General features: G+C 43.9%; 24 protein-coding genes. 15 read left to right on the forward strand and 9 right to left on the reverse strand.

Going from position 1 to position 20,800, the window contains the following annotated elements; translation table 11 throughout:
* Positions 1-208: 208 nt before the first annotated feature.
* The gene (locus tag ACETMN_RS01660; RefSeq protein WP_105602513.1) at positions 209-736 is read left to right on the forward strand and encodes a hypothetical protein; all 528 of its coding nucleotides are present in this window, start codon (positions 209-211) and stop codon (positions 734-736) included.
* Positions 733-1,242 (forward strand): N-acetyltransferase family protein, encoded by a 510-nt coding sequence (locus tag ACETMN_RS01665; protein WP_411735689.1) that lies wholly within the window; start codon positions 733-735, stop codon positions 1,240-1,242. Before ACETMN_RS01660 ends, ACETMN_RS01665 begins: the two co-directional genes overlap by 4 nt.
* 149 nt (positions 1,243-1,391) lie before the next feature.
* Here the strand turns inward: ACETMN_RS01665 and ACETMN_RS01670 are convergent, their stop codons facing one another.
* The 3 genes from ACETMN_RS01670 to ACETMN_RS01680 all read right to left on the reverse strand — a co-directional run bounded on the left by ACETMN_RS01670 (position 1,392) and on the right by ACETMN_RS01680 (position 3,284).
* Complete coding sequence (locus tag ACETMN_RS01670; protein ID WP_105602515.1) at positions 1,392-1,751, reverse strand: hypothetical protein; 360 nt, start codon at positions 1,749-1,751, stop codon at positions 1,392-1,394.
* 260 nt (positions 1,752-2,011) lie between these two features.
* A complete protein-coding gene (locus ACETMN_RS01675) occupies positions 2,012-2,851 on the reverse strand; it encodes a DUF4261 domain-containing protein (RefSeq protein WP_091019838.1) in 840 nt (279 codons plus the stop codon).
* Positions 2,852-2,927: 76 nt separating this feature from the next.
* On the reverse strand, positions 2,928-3,284 hold the full coding sequence (locus ACETMN_RS01680) for a DUF1304 domain-containing protein (RefSeq protein WP_179198648.1): 357 nt from the start codon (positions 3,282-3,284) through the stop codon (positions 2,928-2,930).
* Positions 3,285-3,551: 267 nt separating this feature from the next.
* Here ACETMN_RS01680 and ACETMN_RS01685 point away from each other — a divergent pair, with 267 nt between their 5' ends.
* Positions 3,552-4,085, forward strand: coding sequence for an MOSC domain-containing protein (locus tag ACETMN_RS01685; RefSeq protein WP_091019841.1), 534 nt, complete (start codon positions 3,552-3,554; stop codon positions 4,083-4,085).
* A gap of 31 nt (positions 4,086-4,116) precedes the next feature.
* On the opposite strand, the gene ACETMN_RS01690 is transcribed toward ACETMN_RS01685, so the two are convergent.
* Together ACETMN_RS01690 and ACETMN_RS01695 are read right to left on the reverse strand one after the other, a co-directional pair.
* Positions 4,117-4,941, reverse strand: a complete 825-nt coding sequence (locus ACETMN_RS01690; RefSeq protein WP_091019843.1) for a helix-turn-helix transcriptional regulator — start codon at positions 4,939-4,941, stop codon at positions 4,117-4,119.
* 28 nt (positions 4,942-4,969) lie between these two features.
* Positions 4,970-5,686 carry a WecB/TagA/CpsF family glycosyltransferase gene (locus tag ACETMN_RS01695; RefSeq protein WP_411735690.1) on the reverse strand — a complete coding sequence of 239 codons (717 nt, stop codon included), beginning with the start codon at positions 5,684-5,686 and terminating at the stop codon, positions 4,970-4,972.
* A gap of 280 nt (positions 5,687-5,966) precedes the next feature.
* Here ACETMN_RS01695 and ACETMN_RS01700 point away from each other — a divergent pair, with 280 nt between their 5' ends.
* Positions 5,967-6,416: an SRPBCC family protein gene (locus ACETMN_RS01700; protein WP_091019847.1), complete on the forward strand. Its 450-nt coding sequence runs from the start codon at positions 5,967-5,969 to the stop codon at positions 6,414-6,416.
* A gap of 176 nt (positions 6,417-6,592) precedes the next feature.
* On the forward strand, positions 6,593-8,122 hold the full coding sequence (locus tag ACETMN_RS01705) for a PAS domain-containing protein (RefSeq protein ID WP_091019849.1): 1,530 nt from the start codon (positions 6,593-6,595) through the stop codon (positions 8,120-8,122).
* Positions 8,123-8,267: 145 nt separating this feature from the next.
* Here ACETMN_RS01705 and pyk read toward each other — a convergent pair whose 3' ends face one another.
* Positions 8,268-9,683: a pyruvate kinase gene (gene pyk, locus ACETMN_RS01710; RefSeq protein ID WP_036607968.1), complete on the reverse strand. Its 1,416-nt coding sequence runs from the start codon at positions 9,681-9,683 to the stop codon at positions 8,268-8,270.
* Positions 9,684-9,795: 112 nt separating this feature from the next.
* Here pyk and ACETMN_RS01715 point away from each other — a divergent pair, with 112 nt between their 5' ends.
* On the forward strand, positions 9,796-10,575 hold the full coding sequence (locus ACETMN_RS01715) for a helix-turn-helix transcriptional regulator (RefSeq protein ID WP_091019851.1): 780 nt from the start codon (positions 9,796-9,798) through the stop codon (positions 10,573-10,575).
* A gap of 134 nt (positions 10,576-10,709) precedes the next feature.
* Here ACETMN_RS01715 and ACETMN_RS01720 read toward each other — a convergent pair whose 3' ends face one another.
* Entirely contained in the window at positions 10,710-11,381 is a 672-nt protein-coding gene (locus ACETMN_RS01720; protein WP_091019853.1) for a phosphatase PAP2 family protein, read from the reverse strand.
* 305 nt (positions 11,382-11,686) lie between these two features.
* Here ACETMN_RS01720 and ACETMN_RS01725 point away from each other — a divergent pair, with 305 nt between their 5' ends.
* The 4 genes from ACETMN_RS01725 to ACETMN_RS01740 all read left to right on the forward strand — a co-directional run bounded on the left by ACETMN_RS01725 (position 11,687) and on the right by ACETMN_RS01740 (position 13,876).
* Positions 11,687-12,475 (forward strand): CPBP family intramembrane glutamic endopeptidase, encoded by a 789-nt coding sequence (locus tag ACETMN_RS01725; protein WP_091019855.1) that lies wholly within the window; start codon positions 11,687-11,689, stop codon positions 12,473-12,475.
* A 151-nt stretch (positions 12,476-12,626) separates the two neighbouring features.
* Entirely contained in the window at positions 12,627-12,863 is a 237-nt protein-coding gene (locus ACETMN_RS01730; protein ID WP_036607962.1) for a DUF6953 family protein, read from the forward strand.
* A gap of 395 nt (positions 12,864-13,258) precedes the next feature.
* The gene (locus tag ACETMN_RS01735; protein ID WP_024633772.1) at positions 13,259-13,459 is read left to right on the forward strand and encodes a cold-shock protein; all 201 of its coding nucleotides are present in this window, start codon (positions 13,259-13,261) and stop codon (positions 13,457-13,459) included.
* Between the two features lie 189 nt (positions 13,460-13,648).
* Positions 13,649-13,876, forward strand: coding sequence for a cold-shock protein (locus ACETMN_RS01740; RefSeq protein ID WP_017691121.1), 228 nt, complete (start codon positions 13,649-13,651; stop codon positions 13,874-13,876).
* 245 nt (positions 13,877-14,121) lie between these two features.
* On the opposite strand, the gene ACETMN_RS01745 is transcribed toward ACETMN_RS01740, so the two are convergent.
* Positions 14,122-14,469: a hypothetical protein gene (locus tag ACETMN_RS01745; RefSeq protein WP_091019856.1), complete on the reverse strand. Its 348-nt coding sequence runs from the start codon at positions 14,467-14,469 to the stop codon at positions 14,122-14,124.
* Positions 14,470-14,633: 164 nt separating this feature from the next.
* On the opposite strand from ACETMN_RS01745, the gene ACETMN_RS01750 reads away from it, so the two are divergent.
* Positions 14,634-15,368: a class I SAM-dependent methyltransferase gene (locus ACETMN_RS01750; protein WP_091019858.1), complete on the forward strand. Its 735-nt coding sequence runs from the start codon at positions 14,634-14,636 to the stop codon at positions 15,366-15,368.
* Positions 15,369-15,426: 58 nt separating this feature from the next.
* Here ACETMN_RS01750 and ACETMN_RS01755 read toward each other — a convergent pair whose 3' ends face one another.
* Positions 15,427-16,071 carry a GntR family transcriptional regulator gene (locus tag ACETMN_RS01755; RefSeq protein WP_036671927.1) on the reverse strand — a complete coding sequence of 215 codons (645 nt, stop codon included), beginning with the start codon at positions 16,069-16,071 and terminating at the stop codon, positions 15,427-15,429.
* Positions 16,072-16,397: 326 nt separating this feature from the next.
* Here ACETMN_RS01755 and ACETMN_RS01760 point away from each other — a divergent pair, with 326 nt between their 5' ends.
* The 4 genes from ACETMN_RS01760 to rocF all read left to right on the forward strand — a co-directional run bounded on the left by ACETMN_RS01760 (position 16,398) and on the right by rocF (position 20,216).
* A complete protein-coding gene (locus ACETMN_RS01760; RefSeq protein ID WP_091019860.1) occupies positions 16,398-17,219 on the forward strand; it encodes a transporter substrate-binding domain-containing protein in 822 nt (273 codons plus the stop codon).
* A 23-nt stretch (positions 17,220-17,242) separates the two neighbouring features.
* On the forward strand, positions 17,243-17,899 hold the full coding sequence (locus ACETMN_RS01765) for an amino acid ABC transporter permease (protein WP_091019862.1): 657 nt from the start codon (positions 17,243-17,245) through the stop codon (positions 17,897-17,899).
* 141 nt (positions 17,900-18,040) lie between these two features.
* Positions 18,041-19,261, forward strand: a complete 1,221-nt coding sequence (locus ACETMN_RS01770) for an ornithine--oxo-acid transaminase (RefSeq protein ID WP_091019864.1) — start codon at positions 18,041-18,043, stop codon at positions 19,259-19,261.
* Complete coding sequence (gene rocF, locus ACETMN_RS01775; protein WP_091019865.1) at positions 19,251-20,216, forward strand: arginase; 966 nt, start codon at positions 19,251-19,253, stop codon at positions 20,214-20,216. Before ACETMN_RS01770 ends, rocF begins: the two co-directional genes overlap by 11 nt.
* The last annotated feature ends 584 nt before the right edge of the window (positions 20,217-20,800 follow it).

Genomic DNA, 20,800 nt, shown 5'->3' on the forward strand with positions numbered 1-20,800 from the left:
TATGGTTGAAGCTTATTATATATATCGTCAAATAATGTTTAATCCTTAGGTGAGACCAATTGTTATTTTGACTTGTGAATAGATGAGGGTTGGTAGGGAGAAAGAATGGAAATTGCAATTGAATAAAATGTGGGAAGATAACGAACACAAAACTGGTTTTATTTGATATATAATGTGTAAGGCTTCAATTCCAGGAGGAGGTTAGACTGTGAAAAACAGAATCAAATATATATGGGGTATCTCCATAATTATTGTTTTTTTAGCTATTGCAGTGCGTATGTATACTTCTGGTCAATACACCATGTATATCCCTAGCAAACATACGACGTTTCGAGCAGAGGTCACAGATCATATGACAATGCTGGATACATTGGATCGACTGACGATTAGGAAAATTTCCGACAATGAACCGTATAATGAAGATGATGAAATAACGATTACAGATCCCAAAGAGATTAGAGACATGCTGAAGCTATTAAAGGATGTTGATCTTAAAAGAGTACGGGAATTCGACGTTTCCGAAAGGAATCCGCATTACTATGAGTGGCGACTTACCATTAATAAAGAAGGTCGCTTTACCGATGGATTCGGACTGACGTTTTATAATGAAAATTCCATCTCCATCTACAATGAGGCGAAAACGAGAGACCAACTTGAGGACTACGAGATTACCAATGAGTTTGATCTGAATGAGATGGACCGCCTTTTTGGAAAGCTGAAGGAGGAGCAAACATGACCATTATATCCAACTATTATGTACGCCCTATTGACGAACAGGATATCCCTTTCCTGTGGGAGATGTTATACGCATCCCTGCATAGGAGAGATGGTGATGAACCTTTTCCAATCGAAAGTATTCATACTCCCGGACTGTCCAAATACGTTGAAGACTGGGGGAGAGAAGGGGATTTCGGATATGTTGCAGTTGACCAGAAGGGCAAGAGACTAGGTTCAATAACATTAAGATTCTATACGGATCAGAATGCGGGATACGGTTATGTGAATGCAGCTACGCCAGAGATGGGGATGGCTGTAACGGAAGATGCACGTGGAAAAGGAGTAGGGACCTTACTGCTTCAGACCGCATTAGATGAGGTTGAACGGCGGGGATTTGAAGCAGTCTCGCTTAGTGTTGACCCGGATAACCAAGCAATTCGCTTATATAGGCGGTTAGGATTCGTGGAGGAGTCCCTAAATGGTACATCGGTAACGATGGTGCGTGTAAGTAAACTTGAATCTTAAATGACGAGCGTTCGGATCACTGGCAAAACTGAGTAAGCCAAGTGGAACTGCAAAAGAAAAAGGCGCTTCCTCATGGGAACGCCTCCTTCTGTGTGCCATGTACAGCATCGGTATCTCTCTTATTATACTTAGTCCGTATCACTTCAATATTATTTCAACAAAAATGCCAAAGCCTCGTCATACGTTTCCCATTGGAATTCAGTCTGGTGCGCCGACTCTTTGGAGATCCGATTCAATTGCATTTTGGCTATCGCACCACCTACGGCTACACTGGCTCGCTTCATCCCCCACTGTGCCAGTAGTTTCTGGTGTTCCACAATTTTTTCTTTTGTATCCTGAGGGAAAGCCTTCATGTTCCGCATATCTACTAGCACATCAAACGAATTTCCCAATTGTTCCGCTATTCTCTGGATTTCTGTATTCGTTTGTTCGACATGTTCAGGAGAAACAATACCTTCCCAGATAATTTCAATAATAGGTTTAGTTGAATCCAAGCGTCTAACAGACATGTAGGCAACTCCTCGATAATAAAATAATATGTAATATATGAGACTATAAGCCTATTAATTATACCTTTTTATAGCGAGAATGAAAACTAAATTCATAATTTAGTGGTTCTTATGAACTACTTCTTCCTAGGGAAGTTAAATTCAGGGATTGTTATCATATCGTCATGGGGAGGAAGGTTGAATAGCTAAAAGCCGCCCAGAGGTTGAACTCCAGACGGCTTCTACAACTGTACACGATAAAGTTAAGATAACTACTTAAATTAGAAGCCAATCTTCAAACTGTTACCTTCCGTTGCTACACCTTTGGAAAGGGAAATGCTCAGCTTTTGTTCTGCCGAGAAGCCTAGTGTTTCCCCATCATGCAGTGTGACGTCGTTCTCAACCACATACGTTGTGGTCATAAACATCATCTCAAATACATCGCTTAAGGACTCCGACGATTGCATAATCTCCATCTCTTCTTTTCCAAAGTTACGTAGTCCGTAAGTGTAAGCTGAGGCGCCTTCGGCATTTTGGAATAGTCCGATGAAAATCCAGAGCGAGACTGGCAACTCATCATGTTTGATCCCATGGCTGGTTTCGACATATTGACTGGCTTCAACAACAAGTGGGGCCATGTATATGGCCAGCGCGTGATCCAACTGTAACAAGGCACTTGCTGTTTGAGTGAACAGAACATGTCCATCAATAGCATTTGTTGCGTTCAGAACAGAGACAATAATCTGAGACTGGTGCCGTGAGGTAATTTGCTCCGCTTCTCGCCAAAGGATGTTGAGTTTGGCATTCTCCTCAACTTCACGATCAGGCACAGGCGCGGCAATGTGGGCACATACCACCTGCATTCCATTCACTTCGAAAAAGAGATTGCCCTCCTCCGGGCGTTCTTCAATCTCGATATCCCATTCGTTCTTCATGTTCCTGATGAAGAGGTCAAAATCACAATCGTCACGCTCCAGCAGGACAAAACCCACGATGGTTTCACTGTAATTCGTCGATTCGACAGCACCACCTGCAGGTACCTTCTCCTTTTTGCGCCGCCGAAGCTTGTCAAACAATCCCATGACATGTTCTCCTTCCAATTCCAGAACGATTCTGGTCATTGTACACTGCTATCTATTCACTACCTTACCATAAAGGAGTTAACATGAATCGAAGCAATGCACCATTCGACAGAAATTACAGGAACAGAACTAGCAACAACGCAATGATCGCAGGCAAACCTTGTTTGATAATGATCGACCGTGAAGAAGTTGCTCCTCCATAAAGAGCCGCAATAATCACACACGCCAGGAAGAAAATCTGAATATGCTGTCCAACGGCAGCATCCGGATATAAGAGTCCCCAGATCAGACCTGCTGCAAGAAATCCATTGTAAAGACCTTGATTGGCCGCGAGGGATTTGGTGGATTTGGCGAATTCCGGCGTGAGATTAAAGGTTTTCATTGTGCGTGGACGAGTCCACATAAACATCTCCATCACCATGATATAGAAGTGTTCGACAGCTACAAGAGCTACAAAAATGATACTAATCAAAGGAAACACCTTGCTTTCTGATATGTAATTTATTTACTTGTCCATCCTAGTATAAGTGTTTGCAACAAGAACGGAAAGAGTAAATTTAATTTGTAACAATTTAATTGCGTATTATTAAAATAATATATCGTTTTCCAGTTGAGTTATTGATGTTGAAATTAAAAAATGGTTACAAAGGTAAGCATACGCCGATTGTCGACAATCCATTCATTGGGTAATAATGAACAATAAAGAAGTAATATTGCTCAGGAAAGGGAGGAGATTATTATGGGAACAGTTCAATTCGTCATGTTGGCTGATGATCCATCCACATTTGTAACCCGAGTTGTACCTTTTATCGACATTGAGCTTGCAGGAATTCCGGGTGACCGTCATTATGGTCTGCTTCGTCCGGCGGACTCACGTCAGAAAATCTACAAGCGTGGCACACCGATTGTGAATCGCCGCCAGATCAGTATTGTGTCTGAGGAAGAATGTGCTCTTATTGCTGAGAAAATGAACATTCCTGAAGTGCGTCCAGAGTGGCTGGGTGCCAATATACTGGTCCGTGGCATTGATCGATTGACGGAACTGCCTGCTGGAACGCGGCTCCTATTTCCAAACGGGACAGGGTTAATATGCGAAGGGGAGAACCTTCCCTGTGTACATCCGGGAAAAATGATTGAACAATTCTATGAACAGGACGGTTTGCGCAAAAAATTCGTGCCTGCGGCTCGCAAAAAACGCGGGATTGTATGCTCGGTTGAACGGGAAGGTGTGATTCACACGGGGGATACCATAGAAGTCATTCACCTGTCCTGATTTTCAAGACAGGTTTCTAATTGATCACCTCTCAGCGCTCACCATGCGGATGTCTAGCGTGTAAGTATTCCTCTGGTGTACTGCCAATAATGGACTTGAAATCTCGGATGAAATGGGATTGATCATGATATCCAAGATCCTGAGATAGCTTAATCAGGTCACAGTGAAGACCGCGGTCCATCCATTCTGCAGCATTTTGCAGACGATACAACTTGATTACGGTTTTGGGTCCGATGCCAACATACTGATTGAACAGGCGTTGAAGCTTTCGGGTATGCATATTCCAATAAGAAGACAGATCATCTACTCTCAGCATCTCCCGGTTCTGTTCAATCTGTTGTACAATATCATGAACCATTCTCGCTTGAGCATCTTCAGCAGGAAGGTGTGCACATAATAGTTGGTCGATGTAACTGGTTTTATCCGCATCATCCCCCGCCCCAAGAAGCCGGTCTTCCAAGGATTCCGCTGTGACGTCCAGAATACTGGAGACATCCATCGGCTGTCCGTACAATGAAGAGACAGGAGCGCGGAGGAAGGGATAAAACCCTCCTGGTTTGAACTTCACGCCCAATACACGTCCTTTCCCGCTCACATGATAGGAGAATTTACGTCCCGATGGTCCGAAGAAAAACGTATTGTTACGTTCCACAACCAGATTGACACAGGGGTTAGGCACGACATGTTGGGGATACGGTTCAAGTCCAGTCAGATCCCACGATACGATCCAGTAATGTTTAACAAAAGGGCGAAGTGCTTCGGAAGGAGCATGGCGTGTCAGTTGATATTTATGATCACCTTCATTCAGATTCAACAGGCCCATACTTGGTCTGTCTCCTTGTTCTACCTGTTTCATCTGAATCATCCCTCCTGCTCATCTCACATTATTTAGGTTCTCTGAACAACAATGCCCGCACAGCAAAACGGGGTAAAATGAGTTGCCTGCGCCATCTCGAAGGTTGACTGAGGAGGCGATAGAGCCATTCCAGGTTAAGCTTCTGCCATATCGCAGGGGCACGTTTGGTTTTGCCAGCCACGATATCGAGACTGCCTCCAACACCTATGGCTACACGAGCGTTCAACTGGTGGCGATACTTGTTAATCCAGTGTTCCGCATGGGGGGCGCCAAGAGCCACGATAAGAAAGTCTGGTTGAGCAGTACAAATCTCTTCCACAATCCGTTGTTCCTCATCTGCCTGGAAGTAACCATGGTATCTACCCTTTACAACAACTCCCGGATAACGTTGCGCTATAACTTTTACGGCCTCTTCACTGACACTTTCTTCTGCTCCCAGCATGTAGAATGACCAGTGTTTTTTATCGCCTTCCTCCAATAAACGAAACAGCAGATCACAACCGGTTACCCGTTCAGTCAATTGTCCACCGCGGAAACGGGATACCATCACAATGCCAGCACCGTCAGCTGTGACCAACCCGGCTTGATCGACGACTTTCCGAAGAGATGCATTCTTTTGACAGGACATAACAATCTCGGGATTACCTGTGATGACATGGAAGAGTTCATTGCTTTCCTGATCTACGACTTTATCAAGGATTGCAACCGTTTGATCCATCGTGACATTGGGAAAAGGGATACCCATAATATTTGTTGATTGGCTCATATCTCATTTCCTTTCTTAATTAGTCGTATTACCTTGAACAGACCTGTTATTTCATTCCAGTTTAGTATATCTGATCTTCTAGGAAAGCACTATATGGGCGCAATCCTTTTGGAACATGGTATAACAACGTTCCCGAAAACATAAAGAGCTATATTTTACCTGTTGTCGCGTTTTTACAATACGGCCTTTGGGGTATAACGATAGGATAGGAGTGCGAGGTTGGCAGATCGCTTATCCAATACATAAAGGGAGTGAGTCCATGGAACTGAAATATGAATTTTATATCAATGCAGGACTGGAAGAGGTGTGGAATGCTCTAATATCACCAGACGGCACACGGAACAGCTTTTTCGGCAGCGAACTTCGCACCAATTTCCAACCAGGCCAGCCGTTTGCTTATGTAGGGCCGGGCAATGATGGTGCGGAGACTGTCCATGTGTATGGAGATATATTAGAATTTGAACCGTTGTCCAGACTTAGTTATCAGGAGCATCCTGGACCGTCGTACCATGCGAATCATGCCGAGCTTCAATCCAGAGTGGTCTTCCAGTTGGAAACTGTAGGTGAGTGTACGAAGCTGACGCTGATCAATGATCAATTTACAGATAACCATCCTTCCTTTGCGAATGCACAGAGCAGCTGGTGGATGATTCTAAGCAGCATCAAAACTTGGGTGGAAACGGGGAAAACACTGAATTTTGGCTGGTAGCTGGTGAGAGGCAGTCATTTAAGATTTATTTTCATAAAAATAAAGGCAATTACTATAAGAACCAGTGCTGTTTCAGCGCTGGTTCTTGTTTTTATACAAAATTGAGTTCATTGCTCTACACTTAATGTCTGATAATGTCGAAATATATATCATATGAGCTAAGAGGAGAAATGAGCATGTTTCGTAAACGTACTGAATCGACCAAACACCTTCGTACAGATGCGCATCAGAATTTACTGGAGTATAGTCGTAAACTGGTAGCAAACGCAGAAAAGGGCAACTATGACGCATGGATCGAAGATGGCATTGAGTTTCAGGATACTGATGAAATAGCTAGCAATATCAAAAAAGCAGTACATATGATGAAAGCTCAAAACGAAGACGTGGAAATGCGCCTTAAAATGCTGAATCAGGCGATGAATGTGGGATTATGGGAATCTGAAATTGTTGCTGGTGATCCACTGGATAACAATAATATCGTCTCATTTTCGAATGAATTCCGCCAAATGTTAGGATTCCATAATGCCAAGGAATATCCCAATTCATTTGCAAGCTGGGCGAAGTCGATATATCCGGATGACAGACCTCAACTGGTGCAGGAGATTATGAAACATGTGAATGACACAAGAGCAACAACTGCCTATAACGTCATCAGCCGTATGATTACAAAAAGTGGAGAGACTCGCTGGTTCCGATGCCTTGGACAAGTCATCCGAAATCAGGCTGGAGTTCCAGTCAAACTTCTGGGCATCATGTTTGATATTCATGAGGAGAAGAGCAAGTCTGATGAGTTAGAAGCACTCGTCACCCGATATGATCTGGTTAACCGCGCCTTGGTGGAGGCACCGTGGGATATGACGGTTGTGGCTGGAGATGTGGTTAATCCGAACAATGAATTTTGGTGGTCACCCCAGTTCCGTAAAGAGTTAGGGTTTAAAGACGAGCAGGATTTCCCGAATGTGTTCAGCAGCTGGAGCAGCCGACTTCATCCGGAAGACCATGATCGGACGATTAACGAATTTGCCAGACATATGAACGATTACAGTGGTCGTACGCCGTACGATCTGGATTATCGTCTGCAGCGCAAAGACGGGGAGTATCGGTGGTATCACGCGGGTGGGGAGACCATTAGGGATCAGGATGGAGTACCGCTCCGTGTAGCTGGCACCATTCGAGATGTCACCCATGAGAAGAATAAGGAACAGATCGTGGAAGCCATGAATCTGAAAACAAAACAATTGTCGGAGTCCATAGGTGAGATGGTGCGTGGAATCAATTCGATTACGGATCAGGCACAGGATTTGGTGACTGCACAGGAGTTATCTGCCGATGCAGCCATTCAAGTGAAAAGCAGTGCAGATGATACGAAGAATATCACCGTGTTTATTCGAGAGATTGCCAGTCAGACCAATCTGCTGGGGTTGAATGCAGCCATTGAAGCTGCACGAGCGGGAGAGCTGGGACTGGGATTTGGCGTCGTTGCAGGTGAAGTGCGGAAACTGGCTGATCACAGTTCGGAGGCCACAGTAAATATCGAAGATAGCATGCAGAAGATGAAAACACTGATTGATCAGATTCTTGAGCACATCGGTAATATGTCCACGTTAACACAAAATCAAGCAGCTCTGACACAACAGGTGAATGCTTCAATGGATGAGATCAACACCATGTCACAGGATCTGGTTAATTACTCGCGGAATCTATAATCTCGAAGCCGTTTGTTATAACATCACGATCATTGGCAACAACATCAATAAAAAACCACCGGGAAGCATTTCTGCTCCCGGTGGTTTTTTGTATTTCTATTTATATTTTATAGCTAAGATATATAGCTTCAGTTCAGCTATTGAATTAAACTTGTTGAACTTTGATCAGGTTTGTATTACCGGATTGACCGATTGGAACACCAGCGGACAACACAATGATGTCACCTTTTTCAATGTAACCTGTTTTGATTGCGTTCCGCGTAGCCGATTCGAACATTTCATCCGTTGTTGTTACTTTGTCGCCCATAACCGGAATGACACCTGAGAGCAGGCAGATTTTCGCCAATACTTCTTCATGTTGTGTAACTGCGATAATTGGTGCTTTTGGACGATACTTGGAGATCATACGTGCTGTGAATCCACTCTCAGTCGAAGTGATGATTGCTTTTGCATTCAGTACGAGGGAAGAACTTACAGCGCCCTGACTGATAACTTCAGTAATATCAGCGATCTGTTGAGCCGATTTTTGTGCGAATTGCTCTTTGTAATCGATCATCGTTTCAGCACGGCGAGCAACAGCAGCCATCGTGCGCACGGATTGTACCGGATATTTACCAGCAGCGGATTCACCGGACAACATCACAACGTCAGCACCTTGAAGTACAGCATTGGCCACGTCACTAACTTCGGAACGAGTAGGGCGTGGGTTCACTTGCATGGACTCCAGCATGTGTGTAGCTACGATAACTGGTTTACCAGCGCGGTTACATTTATCGATCATTTCTTTTTGCATCATGGGTACGTCTTCGATTGGCACCTCAACACCGAGATCTCCACGAGCTACCATGATGCCGTCAGATGCTTCAATAATATCGTCCAGGTTGGTCATACCTTCCTGGTTTTCGATTTTGGAGATGATCTGAACGTGGTCTACACCGCGTTCTTTCAAAATGCTGCGGATTTCACGGATGTCATCACCTTTACGAACAAAGGATGCTGCGATAATTTCGATATCGTTTTCGATCCCAAATCCGATGTGCATAACGTCACGCTCGGTTACACCTGGCAATGTCGTTTTAATTCCTGGCAAGTTAACCCCTTTGCGTGGTTTCAGAATGCCGCCACTGATGATTTTGCAATGGATATCGGATCCTTCCACAGACAGTACAGTCAGATCCACAAGGCCATCATCGATGAGGATACGATCGCCAGGTTTCACAACGAGGTTCAGTTCTGGATAGTTTACCGAGATACGCTCAGCGTCACCAAGAATTTCTTCAGTAGTCAGGATCAGCTCTTTACCAGCTTGCAGATGACAGGATGCTTCTTTCAGTTTACCAATACGTACTTCCGGCCCTTTGATGTCCATCATGATCGGTATATAGGTGTTCAGTTCGGAAGCTGCTTTACGGATATTGTTAATCCGTGTAACGTGATCTTCCAGTTCGCCATGAGCCATGTTCAGACGGGCAACGGTCATACCTTCCTGAATCATTACTTTTAACAATTCGATTGAGTCACAAGCAGGTCCCATGGTACAAATAATTTTTGTTTTTAACATGCTGATTTCCTCCTCATATTTAAGCTTATATGTGTATTGTAGCGTTTTCTGTCGAATCAGGGTATGAACTATAGTACAATGATTAGAGTATAGTCCGATAATGAGGTGTGTTATGGTCACTCCACTTGAAGTACGACATATTAATGGTGTCGGTTGGTACGAAGAAGCTGTGCAATCTCAAGAAACTTGGCGGCTTAGCTTGGTTACTTATGGAAAATGTGTATATTGGGTGAACGGTGATAAACAGATCATGGAAAAAGGTGAATTGCTCCTCATTCCAGGTGGTACCCCATATTACGGCAAGAGTATTCCTACAGTAACGCACACACAGATTGTAATTCAACTGCAACGCGACCATATGGAAACTTTGCCTGCACTGGAACGGTATGAGGCATTGCGGCATAAACCTGGATGCTACGAACTGATCCATCAACGCATGAGCGCTATTTATCAACAATGGCAAGAGCGTCCTTCTTATTATGTCATGATGAGCCAAGCCTTATTGATGGAAGTGTTGATTTATATGAACAGGGAGCTTGATCGTGGAGTTATCCCGCCGGAGAGGCATAATCATGTTGAACGGATGAAGCGATATATAGAGCGGCATTATCGGGAGAAAGTGACGAAGGAAGAACTCGGGGACGAGATCAAAAAAACTCCCAATTATGCTGCTGCATTATTCAAAAGCATGACAAATCAGACCATCAGTCAATATGTCCATGATCAACGGATGAAACGAGCCATATATCTGCTCACCGAGTCACAACTCTCCATCCAGGAAATTGCCGAATTTCTCGGCTACCGGGATCTGTCTTATTTTTACCGCATATTCAAACGTATAACCGGAAGTCCACCGTCTGACCTTCTTCATGAACGGCCACCTATAGCATGAAACGCGTAGTCCAACCCAAATAAAGTTCTTCTATATAAGTAGGCTTAATTCAATGAGTACAAAAAAAGAGGGCCTAGGCCCTCTTTTGCTGTATAGCAGGATCATCATCCCACCTGTTACATATATAAATGTCGTTATACATGACTGCTTGGGTTAGAAGCTGTGAGTGGCTGCTTGCCTTTTTTTCGTGCCTGCCCAAGACGAAGAGCAAAGACATGTACAGTCCAATACGCGGCCTCAGCAAACAAAATGCCGCCGGCGATGTCCAGCAAGGAATGCTGTTTTACAAACACCGTCGAAGCAATAATCAACCACAGCCATACCGACCAAGAAATCCGTGCCATAGGCTTAAAGTTCAAGTGTCTGTTGATCACAATAAACAGCAAATAGCTGGTCAGAACGTGAACACTTGGGAAACAGTTGAAGGGCGCATCATTTGTATAGATAAACTGTACTAACACGCTACTCAGATCAGTTCCGCCGATCTCAGGGCGCGGGACATGAGTAGGGAAAATCGCAAAACAGACATTGGCAGCCATGACACCAACATTATAGGTAATCAGCGTGCGCCAGAATAGCGGCTTGTTCGTCAGACCCAAATAGAGAAATCCAAGATACAGAATGGGCATCCAGCTAATGTACGGATAAATAAATTCTTTGAGAAAAGGAATCTGTGTATCAATCCAGGCATAATTGTAGAAGACATCACTTCCGGTGTTGCTGCCTAGAAATACGTAAATGGAGCCTTGGAGCGGTATGCACAGAATAGCCAGTAAATGCCCCCAGCGCTGAAAGAATGCTTTCATAGTATCCCCCTGATTTCATTATGCATTGTGAAACTATCGTTAATGGGTACTTCATAGATATATGACGCTGAAGAGTCGCGACACCCCTGCAGCATTGAACTCTTGTAATACTATAATGGACAGATAAAGGTATAAGCCATACCTGATTTTAGGGGAAAAGAGGTTAGTATAAGTCTCTTTTTTGTTACTTTTATAGTTTTATCCATAATAGGGATATTCAATATACGGATGATGTGATACAACTATATTGGCATATAAGTTCTTATGACAACGGAAAACATAAATGAAACGAGGTAGGCAAATGTATGATTAATGCGCAATCCAAGCCTAAACATTCCTTTTCCGAGCGCAAACCTGTGCTCACCGTTGTAATTATTGAGCTGCTTCTCCTGTTAGCCGTATTTGCAGCAGGGGCTATTGCAACGATAAAGCAACTAGACTACACTTCCCCTGTACTCATTTCCTTTACACCAATCGCAATTGTTCTGATGATCTATCTGACGTTAAGGCGCAAGTGGGGAGAGACTGGATTCCGATCTTTGCGAAGTATCCCGGCTGGCCACGCAAAGTATTATATTCCACTACTCCTTGTACTGGGTACACTTTCACTGAAAGGATTTGGGGAGCTGAGCTTGTCACGGGTAGCCTTTTTCATCTTTTTTACCTTGCTCGTAGCTTTTGTTGAGGAAACGATCTATCGTGGACTTATTTTCAAAACATTGCTTCAAAAAAGTGCAGTGGCCGCAGTTGTGACCTCCAGCATATTGTTTTCGATTACACATCTGCTGAACGCATTGTCTGGTCAGGATATGACGGATACGATCATGCAATTGATCTATGCGCTGCTCCTGGGAGTTGTACTGGCGTTATTGATGCTGAAGAACGGAAATATCGTACCGCTTATATTGTTTCATTTCATACATAATCTGATTCAATTTCTAGGGAATGACCTGGAGGACACAGGTACACTGCCTTATGATCTGTTTATACTGGCAGTACTGATTGCTTACTGTGCATGGTTAGTGTGGAGCATTCGAACAAATTCGTCTATTCCATCCAAAGGGAGTGAGCAAGCGAATACGGTTGTTCATTAAGGTTCTTTCCGGTATTGCTTGAAAGTAGTTATCATACAGTTTCCCGTCAGCAGTTGGATCATGGTATACTTCAGTCTGGCGGGAAGACAGATATGTTCATGATACGAGGTCTGCTCATCCGTACATTAAGGTTTAGACAGTAGGTGACATAGTGGAGAAGACAGCACAAGGTGTAGCAGAATGGATGGTACAGGAGATTAAATTCACAGGAACACTTCATCAGGAAGCTGCCATAGAATATGTGAAGACCCATTTCGGCGAAGAGTTTGTTTTTGTGAACGAGAACGGCAATACATCATTGTCCAAAGAAGTGAAGAAAGCTTTCCGTAAGCTTCATCGTGGGCAGATCGCCTGGGATAGGGATGCATTTATGTGGGCATGGACATAGTGTGTTATACTGGGTTAAGATGATTCATTGGTTGTGTTGGATATGCATGTCAGAATATTATATAAAAAATGTATAAGATGGATTAGATCTGCATATCCTTTCATAAGACCGTACACAAGTGACCAGGCACATAAGCGTGATAAACCCTGGCCCCACACGTGTTAATAACATGTATTTCCAAAGCTGTTTGAAAAGAAAATACAAAGATTTGCTTTTTGGCTGAATTGGAGTTATAATAAAAACAAGTTGTAGAGAGTGGAAAACCTAATTCATATATTGTAAAGGGCGATCACTTATAGGTTTATGACTGGTACCTTTTTCAATGTGTGAATTTTTATTTGCTTGCTGCAAAGAACAAAGGAACATGTTAATCTTTATTTGGAGGTGTAATTCACATGCAAAACGGAACAGTAAAATGGTTCAACGCTGATAAAGGCTTCGGTTTCATCGAAGTTGAAGGCGGAGAAGATGTATTCGTACACTTCAGCGCTATTACAGGCGAAGGCTTCAAAACGCTGGACGAAGGTCAACGCGTGCAATTTAAAATTGTACAAGGAAACCGTGGTCCTCAAGCAGAAGAAGTTGTAAAACTGTAATTAAAGCATAGCTGCCTTTAACATGTTATAATGGTAAAGGCAGCTTCTTTTTTTTGATCAGTTATATAAAAAGTCGACCCATTAGTTGTCGAGGTAGGAGTCCGGTGGGACGTGAAACTTCCGCTAAGTGTAGGCTTCTGTGAAATAACGTCGGTTAGATGTTTTTCCATAACAAAGGGGGTAGAAGTCATGTATAATCGCAAAAAACCGTTGGAAGAGATTCCACAAGCTGATGCGGCAATCTGGGAATGTACGAGTGATACGTGCAAAGGATGGATGCGGGACAATTTTGCGTTTGATAACGTACCTACTTGTCCGATATGTGCTTCTGAGATGGTCAGCACGACTAGGATGCTACCATTGCTTGAGAATTCGAATAGTAATCTGAAAACGATGCCTAAAGGAAATCGGATTTAACATAGCTTACCCGCCTCTAACGAGGTGTTTTTTTTTAAGATTAAATAGACACCCTGTGCGAAGGTAAGGGTATTAAATATGAAGTTCCCGGCATTCGTTTTGGCGAATGCCTTTTTTTGTATCATTTTTTAACAGAAAATATAGTGTAATTGACGTGAATTGTATGAAAAAGATAAAGACCCTTTTCGCTATAAGCAAAAAGGGTCTTTGTTATGACTACAATTTTACCACGATCAGATTGGAATTTAGATGAACAGGAATGGCAGCAGAAACAATGTTGCTACCAGAGCCAGATCGATTCCCGCTCCATAGCCGTAACCCCCACCGTATCCTCCGTAACCATATGGACCATAGGCCGAAGATTTAACTTTCTTTGATGCAACAGCGTTTTTCTTGCTGCCTTTTACCAGCTGTTGTTTGGATTTGACTGAACATAGCCGTGGTCCTTCGAAACATCCGTTCAAATATACTTTGCCATCACGACATTGGCTAAGCGTACCATACATATGCTTACCGTCTTTCATAACAAGACAAACGGAACGTCCAACGTGCGGAGAAACCGTTTCCTCACATACCCGATTAATTCTGTACATGCATATCCTCCTCATTAGATGCGGTTGCCGCTTGAATTCAACGGTTTGTATATCATAGTAAATAAAAGAGGATTTGGTATGGACGAGTACCCGGTAAATCGAATAGGGAGGAGCCGTTTTTGAGTCTATTCCATACACTGGGAGGAGTGAGGAGGGGATGTTGCATGGATTATCATGACATGCTGGCTCGGTTAGGGGAGGGGAGTGCCCATCCCGGAGGATTTTTGGCAACGCTGAAGTTGCTGGAGAGTTTATCTCTGCCTGTGGATAGTCATATCCTTGAGATTGGATGTGGCACTGGGAGGACTGCGTGTTATTTGGCTAAAAGGGGTTATCAAGTAACAGCGATTGATCTTAATCGTCAGATGCTGGATAAGGCCGTTCGGCGAGCAAGACGAGAGCGGGTGGATGTTCGTTTTGTTCAGGCTGATGTAGCATCGTTACCTTTCCCGGAAGATCATTTTGATATGGTATTCGTGGAGTCGGTTACGATCTTTACCCCATGGCGGAGTGCATTTGCTGAGTATAGAAGAGTGTTGAAGCCCGGTGGACTTTTGGTGGATCGGGAGATGGTTTTATCAGGCCAGAAGACCGAATTGATGTGTCGCAGGTTAAAGCAATTTTACGGTATACGAACCCTGGTAACGGCCACAGCATGGAGAAAACGCCTCAAACAGTGTGGTTTCACCAAGGTTGAAGTCAAAGAACATTCGCGATCCATGGGAAAATGGGGCGTTGATCATGATCCGCATCGCGAGATCGATATGAATTGGTTTGAGGATGAACGTATGCAGCGAATGAGTCAAACCAATGATCGTTTGCTCGCGAAATACGGCAATAAGTTGGGATATGCTGTTTTTGCGGCTAAAGCACCGTTGGAGGTCAAAAACGAAAAATAGGAAAAAGACAACTCACACAATCGTGTGGGTTGCCTTTGGTTTGTTTCGACAGCACGTACTACAGCATATCGTTGTCGATAATCCGCCAATGGTGTTTGAGTAGGGCTTCCAGTTGGTTCTTATCTTTGGCTCGAAAAGCACTTAAAATTTGTCGGTGCTCTTCATTAACTTCCAACAGTACCTCAGATAGCTTTGGTTTATTATCACTAACATACGACTGGCGGATGAAACTGTTTTTCAATGTATTTAACATCTCAATGACTGTAGCGTTACCACATCGCTGAATGTACAGATTATGGAACTGATACTGGTTTTTGTTGTAGGCAGCAAGATCAAGCTGGCTGATATCCTCGTCCATTCGAACAACCAGAGTCTCCATCTCCAAAAGTTCAGATGGTCTGAGATGGTCTGCTGCAAGTGTGGCAGCAAGTGCCTCCAGCACACCGATTGCTTGGGAAAACTCCAGTTTTTTGCCTGCATCAAAAGGAGTGACAATAAATCCCCTGCGTGGGATGTATTGCAGCAGATTGTCTGAAGCCAGCTGGAAAAGGGCTTCCCGAGTAGGTGTGCGACTGATGTCCAGCTTTTTGCATATCTCGGCCTCGTTGATCTTCTGGTTGGGAAGTAACGTCCCGTCTTGAATCTTCTGGGCAATGTAATCGTATACGTGATCTTTCAAGGACCGGTATTTGGGTACCTCCATACCGAATCCTCCTTTCTATGTATAGTGAATAAATAGATGGGTGTGAGGCTGTGCTGTACGCGCCGTTCAGGAGTTTCAAGTTTTTATCATCTTAACACCGAGGGGGAAGTTGGGCAAGCAAACTTCATGTTTCAGCCGATGTAAATGCCGTGTCATATATAGCACATTTTATGGAATTAAAGCGTATAAATGTTTAAATAATGATTGTGATAAACCGATTTATTTGTTAGTATTACTTACATATAAGTCCATATATTGTCTTATGTATATTGTATACAAATTTATCATTAAGCTACTAAGTCCAAAAAAGAATAGGGGTATGCTGTGTGAGAAAAGTATTGTTGCCAATGATTCTGCTGTTAGTGGTTGTATTCATGTCCGCATGTGGGCAGGAAAAAACGACAGGAACCGGATCAGACGCTACTTCGTCTTCGGGCAGTAGCTCTGCGGAAAAGGAAGTAATTGTACTTGGAACCAGTGCGGACTATGCACCCTATGAATTTCATAAGAAAATCGATGGTAAAGATATTATTGTAGGTTTTGACATCGAGATTGCCAAAGCCATTGCGGCTGATCTGGGAGCCGAGCTGAAGATTGAGGACATGGACTTTGATGGCCTTCTTATGGCTCTCGGTACAGATAAGGTTGATTTTGTAATATCAGGCTTAACCCCTACCGAAGAACGAAAGAAGAATGTTGATTTTACGGATATCTACTATTATGCAGAGCAGGCTGTACTTGTTAGAGGAGGGGGAGATACCGCAGTAAAGTCCATAGGTGATCTATCAGGCAAGCAGGTTGGCGTGCAAAAGAGTTCCATTCAGGAAGGGATTGCTCAGGAAATAGAGGGGGCAAAGCTCACTTCTCTGGCCAAAATACCTGAACTGATTCTGGAGCTGCAGACGGGGCGTGTAGACGCACTCATCCTGGAGAAGCCGGTGGCTGAACAGTATGTGAAAAACCAAGAGGGGCTTGTTGTTGCAGGTGTGAAGATTGAACAGGCTGAAGACGAGGGTGGTTCGGCCATCGCGGTGAAGAAAGGTAATCAGAAGTTGCTGGATCAGATCAACACTACATTGGAAAAGCTCAAAACAAACGGAGATATTGAACGGTTCGTCGTTGAAGCGAATGAGATGCTCGGTGAATAAACCGGACGAGTGAGGGATATGCCGTGAATTTAGATTTTTCCTTTCTATTAGAACATTGGCAGGATTATGCACGAAGTGCGTGGGTCACGCTTGAGCTTTCCTTCTTCGGTGTTCTGTTTGGGACGTTACTTGGTGTGATCATGGCATTAATGCGATTATCCCGAATATGGCCAATTAAATTGGTGGCATCGGCGTATATTGAACTCATTCGAGGAACACCAATGCTCGTACAGATTCTTATTATTCATTATGGTCTGACGGTTATAGGTGTGAACTTACCGGCATTTATGTCGGGGGTGGTAGCTCTGACGATGAATAGCTCGGCTTATATGGCGGAGGTGTTCAGGGCCGGGATTCAAGCGATTGATAAAGGACAGACCGAAGCTTCGCGCTCCCTCGGTATGACAAATGGTATGACACTTCGTTATATTATACTGCCGCAGGCTTTTCGTAACATGCTTCCAGCCATCGGTAATGAATTCATTATTATCATTAAAGATTCTTCGCTTGTCTCCATGATCGGCATAGCCGAGATTATATACACGGCCAGAACGATTCAGGGTGTTACGTTCCAGCCGCTTGCTCCGCTGCTTGTTGCCGCCGGCCTCTATTTTATAATCACATTTACACTGGCTAATTTACTCTCTTGGTTGGAACGTAGACTGTCTATTTCTCGCTAACTATTGATATAGGATTGGATTCGAGAAAGGCTTGGAGTAGGCTGGAGTGGAAAAAGAGAGATGTAGTCGTAAATGGCGATGGCATCGCATACATTGTTATTGTATTTTGTATACAATATTTTGGAAAGGTGTTGGGTGTGTATGTCAGATTCCAAAATGTTAATGGATTGGTCGGAGCGTTATGCTGCACCTAATTATCATCCGCTCCCTATTGTTATTGAACAGGCGGAAGGGGTATGGGTGGAAGACCCCGAAGGCCGCCGTTATATGGATATGTTAAGTGCATACTCTGCATTGAATCATGGTCATAGACATCCTGTGATCATACAGGCGCTCAAGGATCAGGCAGATCAGGTTACGCTGACATCACGGGCATTCCACAGCAGCTCCGCTTCTCTTTTTTATCAGAAACTCTCACAATTCACGGGGAAATCGAAGATTCTCGCCATGAATACAGGAGCGGAAGCGGTGGAGACTGCGGTGAAGGCGGTACGTAGATGGGCTTATCGTTGCAAAGGTGTACCGGAGAATCAAGCCGAGATTATCGTATGCTCTGGTAACTTTCATGGAAGAACTCTGACGGTTACGTCCTTTTCTTCTTCAGCGGAGTATAAAAAAGATTTTGGACCGTTCACACCTGGATTCCGGATTATTCCCTATGGAGATATAGAAGCGCTGAAAAAGGCCATTACGCCAAATACGGCTGGTTTTCTTGTAGAGCCTATTCAGGGCGAAGCTGGAATCGTTATCCCGCCTGATGGATATTTGGCTGAAGCTTTTGCTCTGTGTAAGAGCCAGCAGGTGTTGACTGTATCTGATGAGATCCAGACCGGATTTGGAAGAACGGGTCGCCGTTTTGCCTCCGACTGGGAAGGTGTTGAACCAGACATCTGGATTATGGGCAAAGCGTTGGGGGGAGGAGTCATGCCCATCTCGGCTATCGCTGCTGATTCGGAGATACTTGATTTGTTTGAGCCGGGGTCTCATGGTTCTACGTTTGGGGGTAACCCACTCGCTTGCGCCGTGGCTATAGCAGCTCTGAAAGTTCTTGAAGATGAGAAGCTTGCCGAGCGATCGGAGCGTCTGGGGAACTATTTTATGAAAAGACTTCGAGGTATCCACAGTTCAGCCATACGGGATATTCGGGGGAAAGGTTTATTTATTGGTGTTGAACTGTATGAATCAGCCCGTCCCTATTGTGAGCGTTTGATGTCTACTGGACTGCTGTGTAAAGAAACCCATGAGACAACCATTCGATTTGCTCCACCATTGACGATTAAAGAGTCTGAGATTGACTGGGCACTGGAGAGAATTGAGCAGGTATTGATCAACAATGAGGGAGCTGACCTACATGAAAAATGATGATGATGTACATGGTGAAATAAAAGATACTCCTATTGATACAAGTCAAACATCTGTGCGACGTGATATTGCTATCATTAAAGTTCCTTTTGGACTCGGTGGAGCAAGAGGTGGAGCAGAGTTGGGGCCTGATGAATTGATTACAGCTGGGCTTAAGCGGGAGATTGCGAGTCTTGGGCTAGTGCTTTCCAAAGAAGTGCGGGTAGATTGTCCTTCTGAACCTGTTGCTCCTATTGAGCGAAATCGTGTAAAACACTTAAATGAGGTACGTCAGGTCAGTGAGAAGGTGTGTAGTGAAGTATCAGGTGCAGTAGAGGAGGGGGCTTTCCCACTTGTGCTTGGGGGAGATCATAGTGTAGCGATTGGTACTATTGCCGGGCTAACAGCGCACTATTCGAATTTGGGTGTGATCTGGTTTGATGCGCATGCAGACTTGAATACGGAAGAACGGAGCTTGTCTGGTAATATGCATGGCATGAGTGTGGCTGCATCCTTGGGGCATACTGCATTCAATCTATCGCACATTGCTGGAGCAGGCGCGTTTATTGATCCGTCCAACTTAGTCTATATTGGTCTGCGTGATTTGGATGAGTATGAGAAAGAGCAGATTAAGGGACTGGGTATCCGAGCATTTACGATGCATGATATTGACCGTATGGGAATAAAGCAAGTTATTGAGGAAGCAATAGCTACAGCGGATAAAGGGACAGATGGTATTCATGTCAGCTTCGACATGGATTGTCTGGATCCACGGGAAGCTCCGGGTGTGGGCACCCCAGTACCGGGTGGTCTGAATTACCGAGAGGCACATTATGCATTGGAGATACTTGCTTCCACAAATCAAGTTACGTCGATGGAACTGGTTGAGGTGAATCCGTTGTTTGATCAAAATAGACATACGGCACGACTTGGCGTGGAACTGATTGCTTCGTTACTTGGTAAGCGCATATTGTAAGCACTGAGAAGTGAAACGGAATGTGTAAGCTGTACCAAAGGAATAGACTTTCTTATTTATTATAGAAGGAAAGAAAACTGAGATCTCCGAAAACTAGGGCTAGTCACAAGAAAATGTTCACTGCAATCGCAGTGGAAATGGCTGCCCTGGTTATGTTTAATGGATATGTATATTAGAAGCACCGTAATAAGGATGCTGAGAGTTATTTGTATGTACAGGAGCGTCACATTACATATTGTGCTGATGATGTGGGTTGATTATCATTTTATGAAAAAAGACTTGCAATTGAAATCTGTACATGATATATTCTAATTCCGGCCAAGAAAACACGGTTTACACGGTGCGGCAAGCGGTTGAAATGAGCTTCGAAAGAAACTTAAAAAAAGAGCTTGCAAAGTTGGTGCGGACATGATATTATATAAGAGTTGCTGAAGAGAACGACATTCGGTAACGAAACAAGTTTGATCTTTGAAAACTGAACAACGAGTGAGTAAACATTCTGCTTGCAGAATGAACGCGAAAGTTTGAAACAAGCCTTGGCTTGGATCGACTGGAGCACAAATGAGATTTTTAATCTCGTCAGA

Source organism: Paenibacillus sp. M2, from assembly GCF_046713495.1.
GTDB classification, from domain to species: domain Bacteria; phylum Bacillota; class Bacilli; order Paenibacillales; family Paenibacillaceae; genus Paenibacillus; species Paenibacillus amylolyticus_B.

Coding starts and splice junctions, on each gene's coding strand:
- rocF (WP_091019865.1), top strand. CDS start 19,251: ATGAAAAATGATGATGATGTACATGGTGAAATAAAAGATACTCCTATT.
- ACETMN_RS01700 (WP_091019847.1), top strand. CDS start 5,967: ATGGAACTGAAATATGAATTTTATATCAATGCAGGACTGGAAGAGGTG.
- ACETMN_RS01735 (WP_024633772.1), top strand. CDS start 13,259: ATGCAAAACGGAACAGTAAAATGGTTCAACGCTGATAAAGGCTTCGGT.
- pyk (WP_036607968.1), bottom strand. CDS start 9,683: ATGTTAAAAACAAAAATTATTTGTACCATGGGACCTGCTTGTGACTCA.
- ACETMN_RS01725 (WP_091019855.1), top strand. CDS start 11,687: ATGATTAATGCGCAATCCAAGCCTAAACATTCCTTTTCCGAGCGCAAA.
- ACETMN_RS01665 (WP_411735689.1), top strand. CDS start 733: ATGACCATTATATCCAACTATTATGTACGCCCTATTGACGAACAGGAT.
- ACETMN_RS01675 (WP_091019838.1), bottom strand. CDS start 2,851: ATGACCAGAATCGTTCTGGAATTGGAAGGAGAACATGTCATGGGATTG.
- ACETMN_RS01670 (WP_105602515.1), bottom strand. CDS start 1,751: ATGTCTGTTAGACGCTTGGATTCAACTAAACCTATTATTGAAATTATC.
- ACETMN_RS01690 (WP_091019843.1), bottom strand. CDS start 4,941: ATGAAACAGGTAGAACAAGGAGACAGACCAAGTATGGGCCTGTTGAAT.
- ACETMN_RS01750 (WP_091019858.1), top strand. CDS start 14,634: ATGGATTATCATGACATGCTGGCTCGGTTAGGGGAGGGGAGTGCCCAT.
- ACETMN_RS01715 (WP_091019851.1), top strand. CDS start 9,796: ATGGTCACTCCACTTGAAGTACGACATATTAATGGTGTCGGTTGGTAC.
- ACETMN_RS01720 (WP_091019853.1), bottom strand. CDS start 11,381: ATGAAAGCATTCTTTCAGCGCTGGGGGCATTTACTGGCTATTCTGTGC.
- ACETMN_RS01740 (WP_017691121.1), top strand. CDS start 13,649: ATGTATAATCGCAAAAAACCGTTGGAAGAGATTCCACAAGCTGATGCG.
- ACETMN_RS01755 (WP_036671927.1), bottom strand. CDS start 16,071: ATGGAGGTACCCAAATACCGGTCCTTGAAAGATCACGTATACGATTAC.
- ACETMN_RS01770 (WP_091019864.1), top strand. CDS start 18,041: ATGTCAGATTCCAAAATGTTAATGGATTGGTCGGAGCGTTATGCTGCA.
- ACETMN_RS01745 (WP_091019856.1), bottom strand. CDS start 14,469: ATGTACAGAATTAATCGGGTATGTGAGGAAACGGTTTCTCCGCACGTT.
- ACETMN_RS01695 (WP_411735690.1), bottom strand. CDS start 5,686: ATGGGTATCCCTTTTCCCAATGTCACGATGGATCAAACGGTTGCAATC.
- ACETMN_RS01685 (WP_091019841.1), top strand. CDS start 3,552: ATGGGAACAGTTCAATTCGTCATGTTGGCTGATGATCCATCCACATTT.
- ACETMN_RS01705 (WP_091019849.1), top strand. CDS start 6,593: ATGTTTCGTAAACGTACTGAATCGACCAAACACCTTCGTACAGATGCG.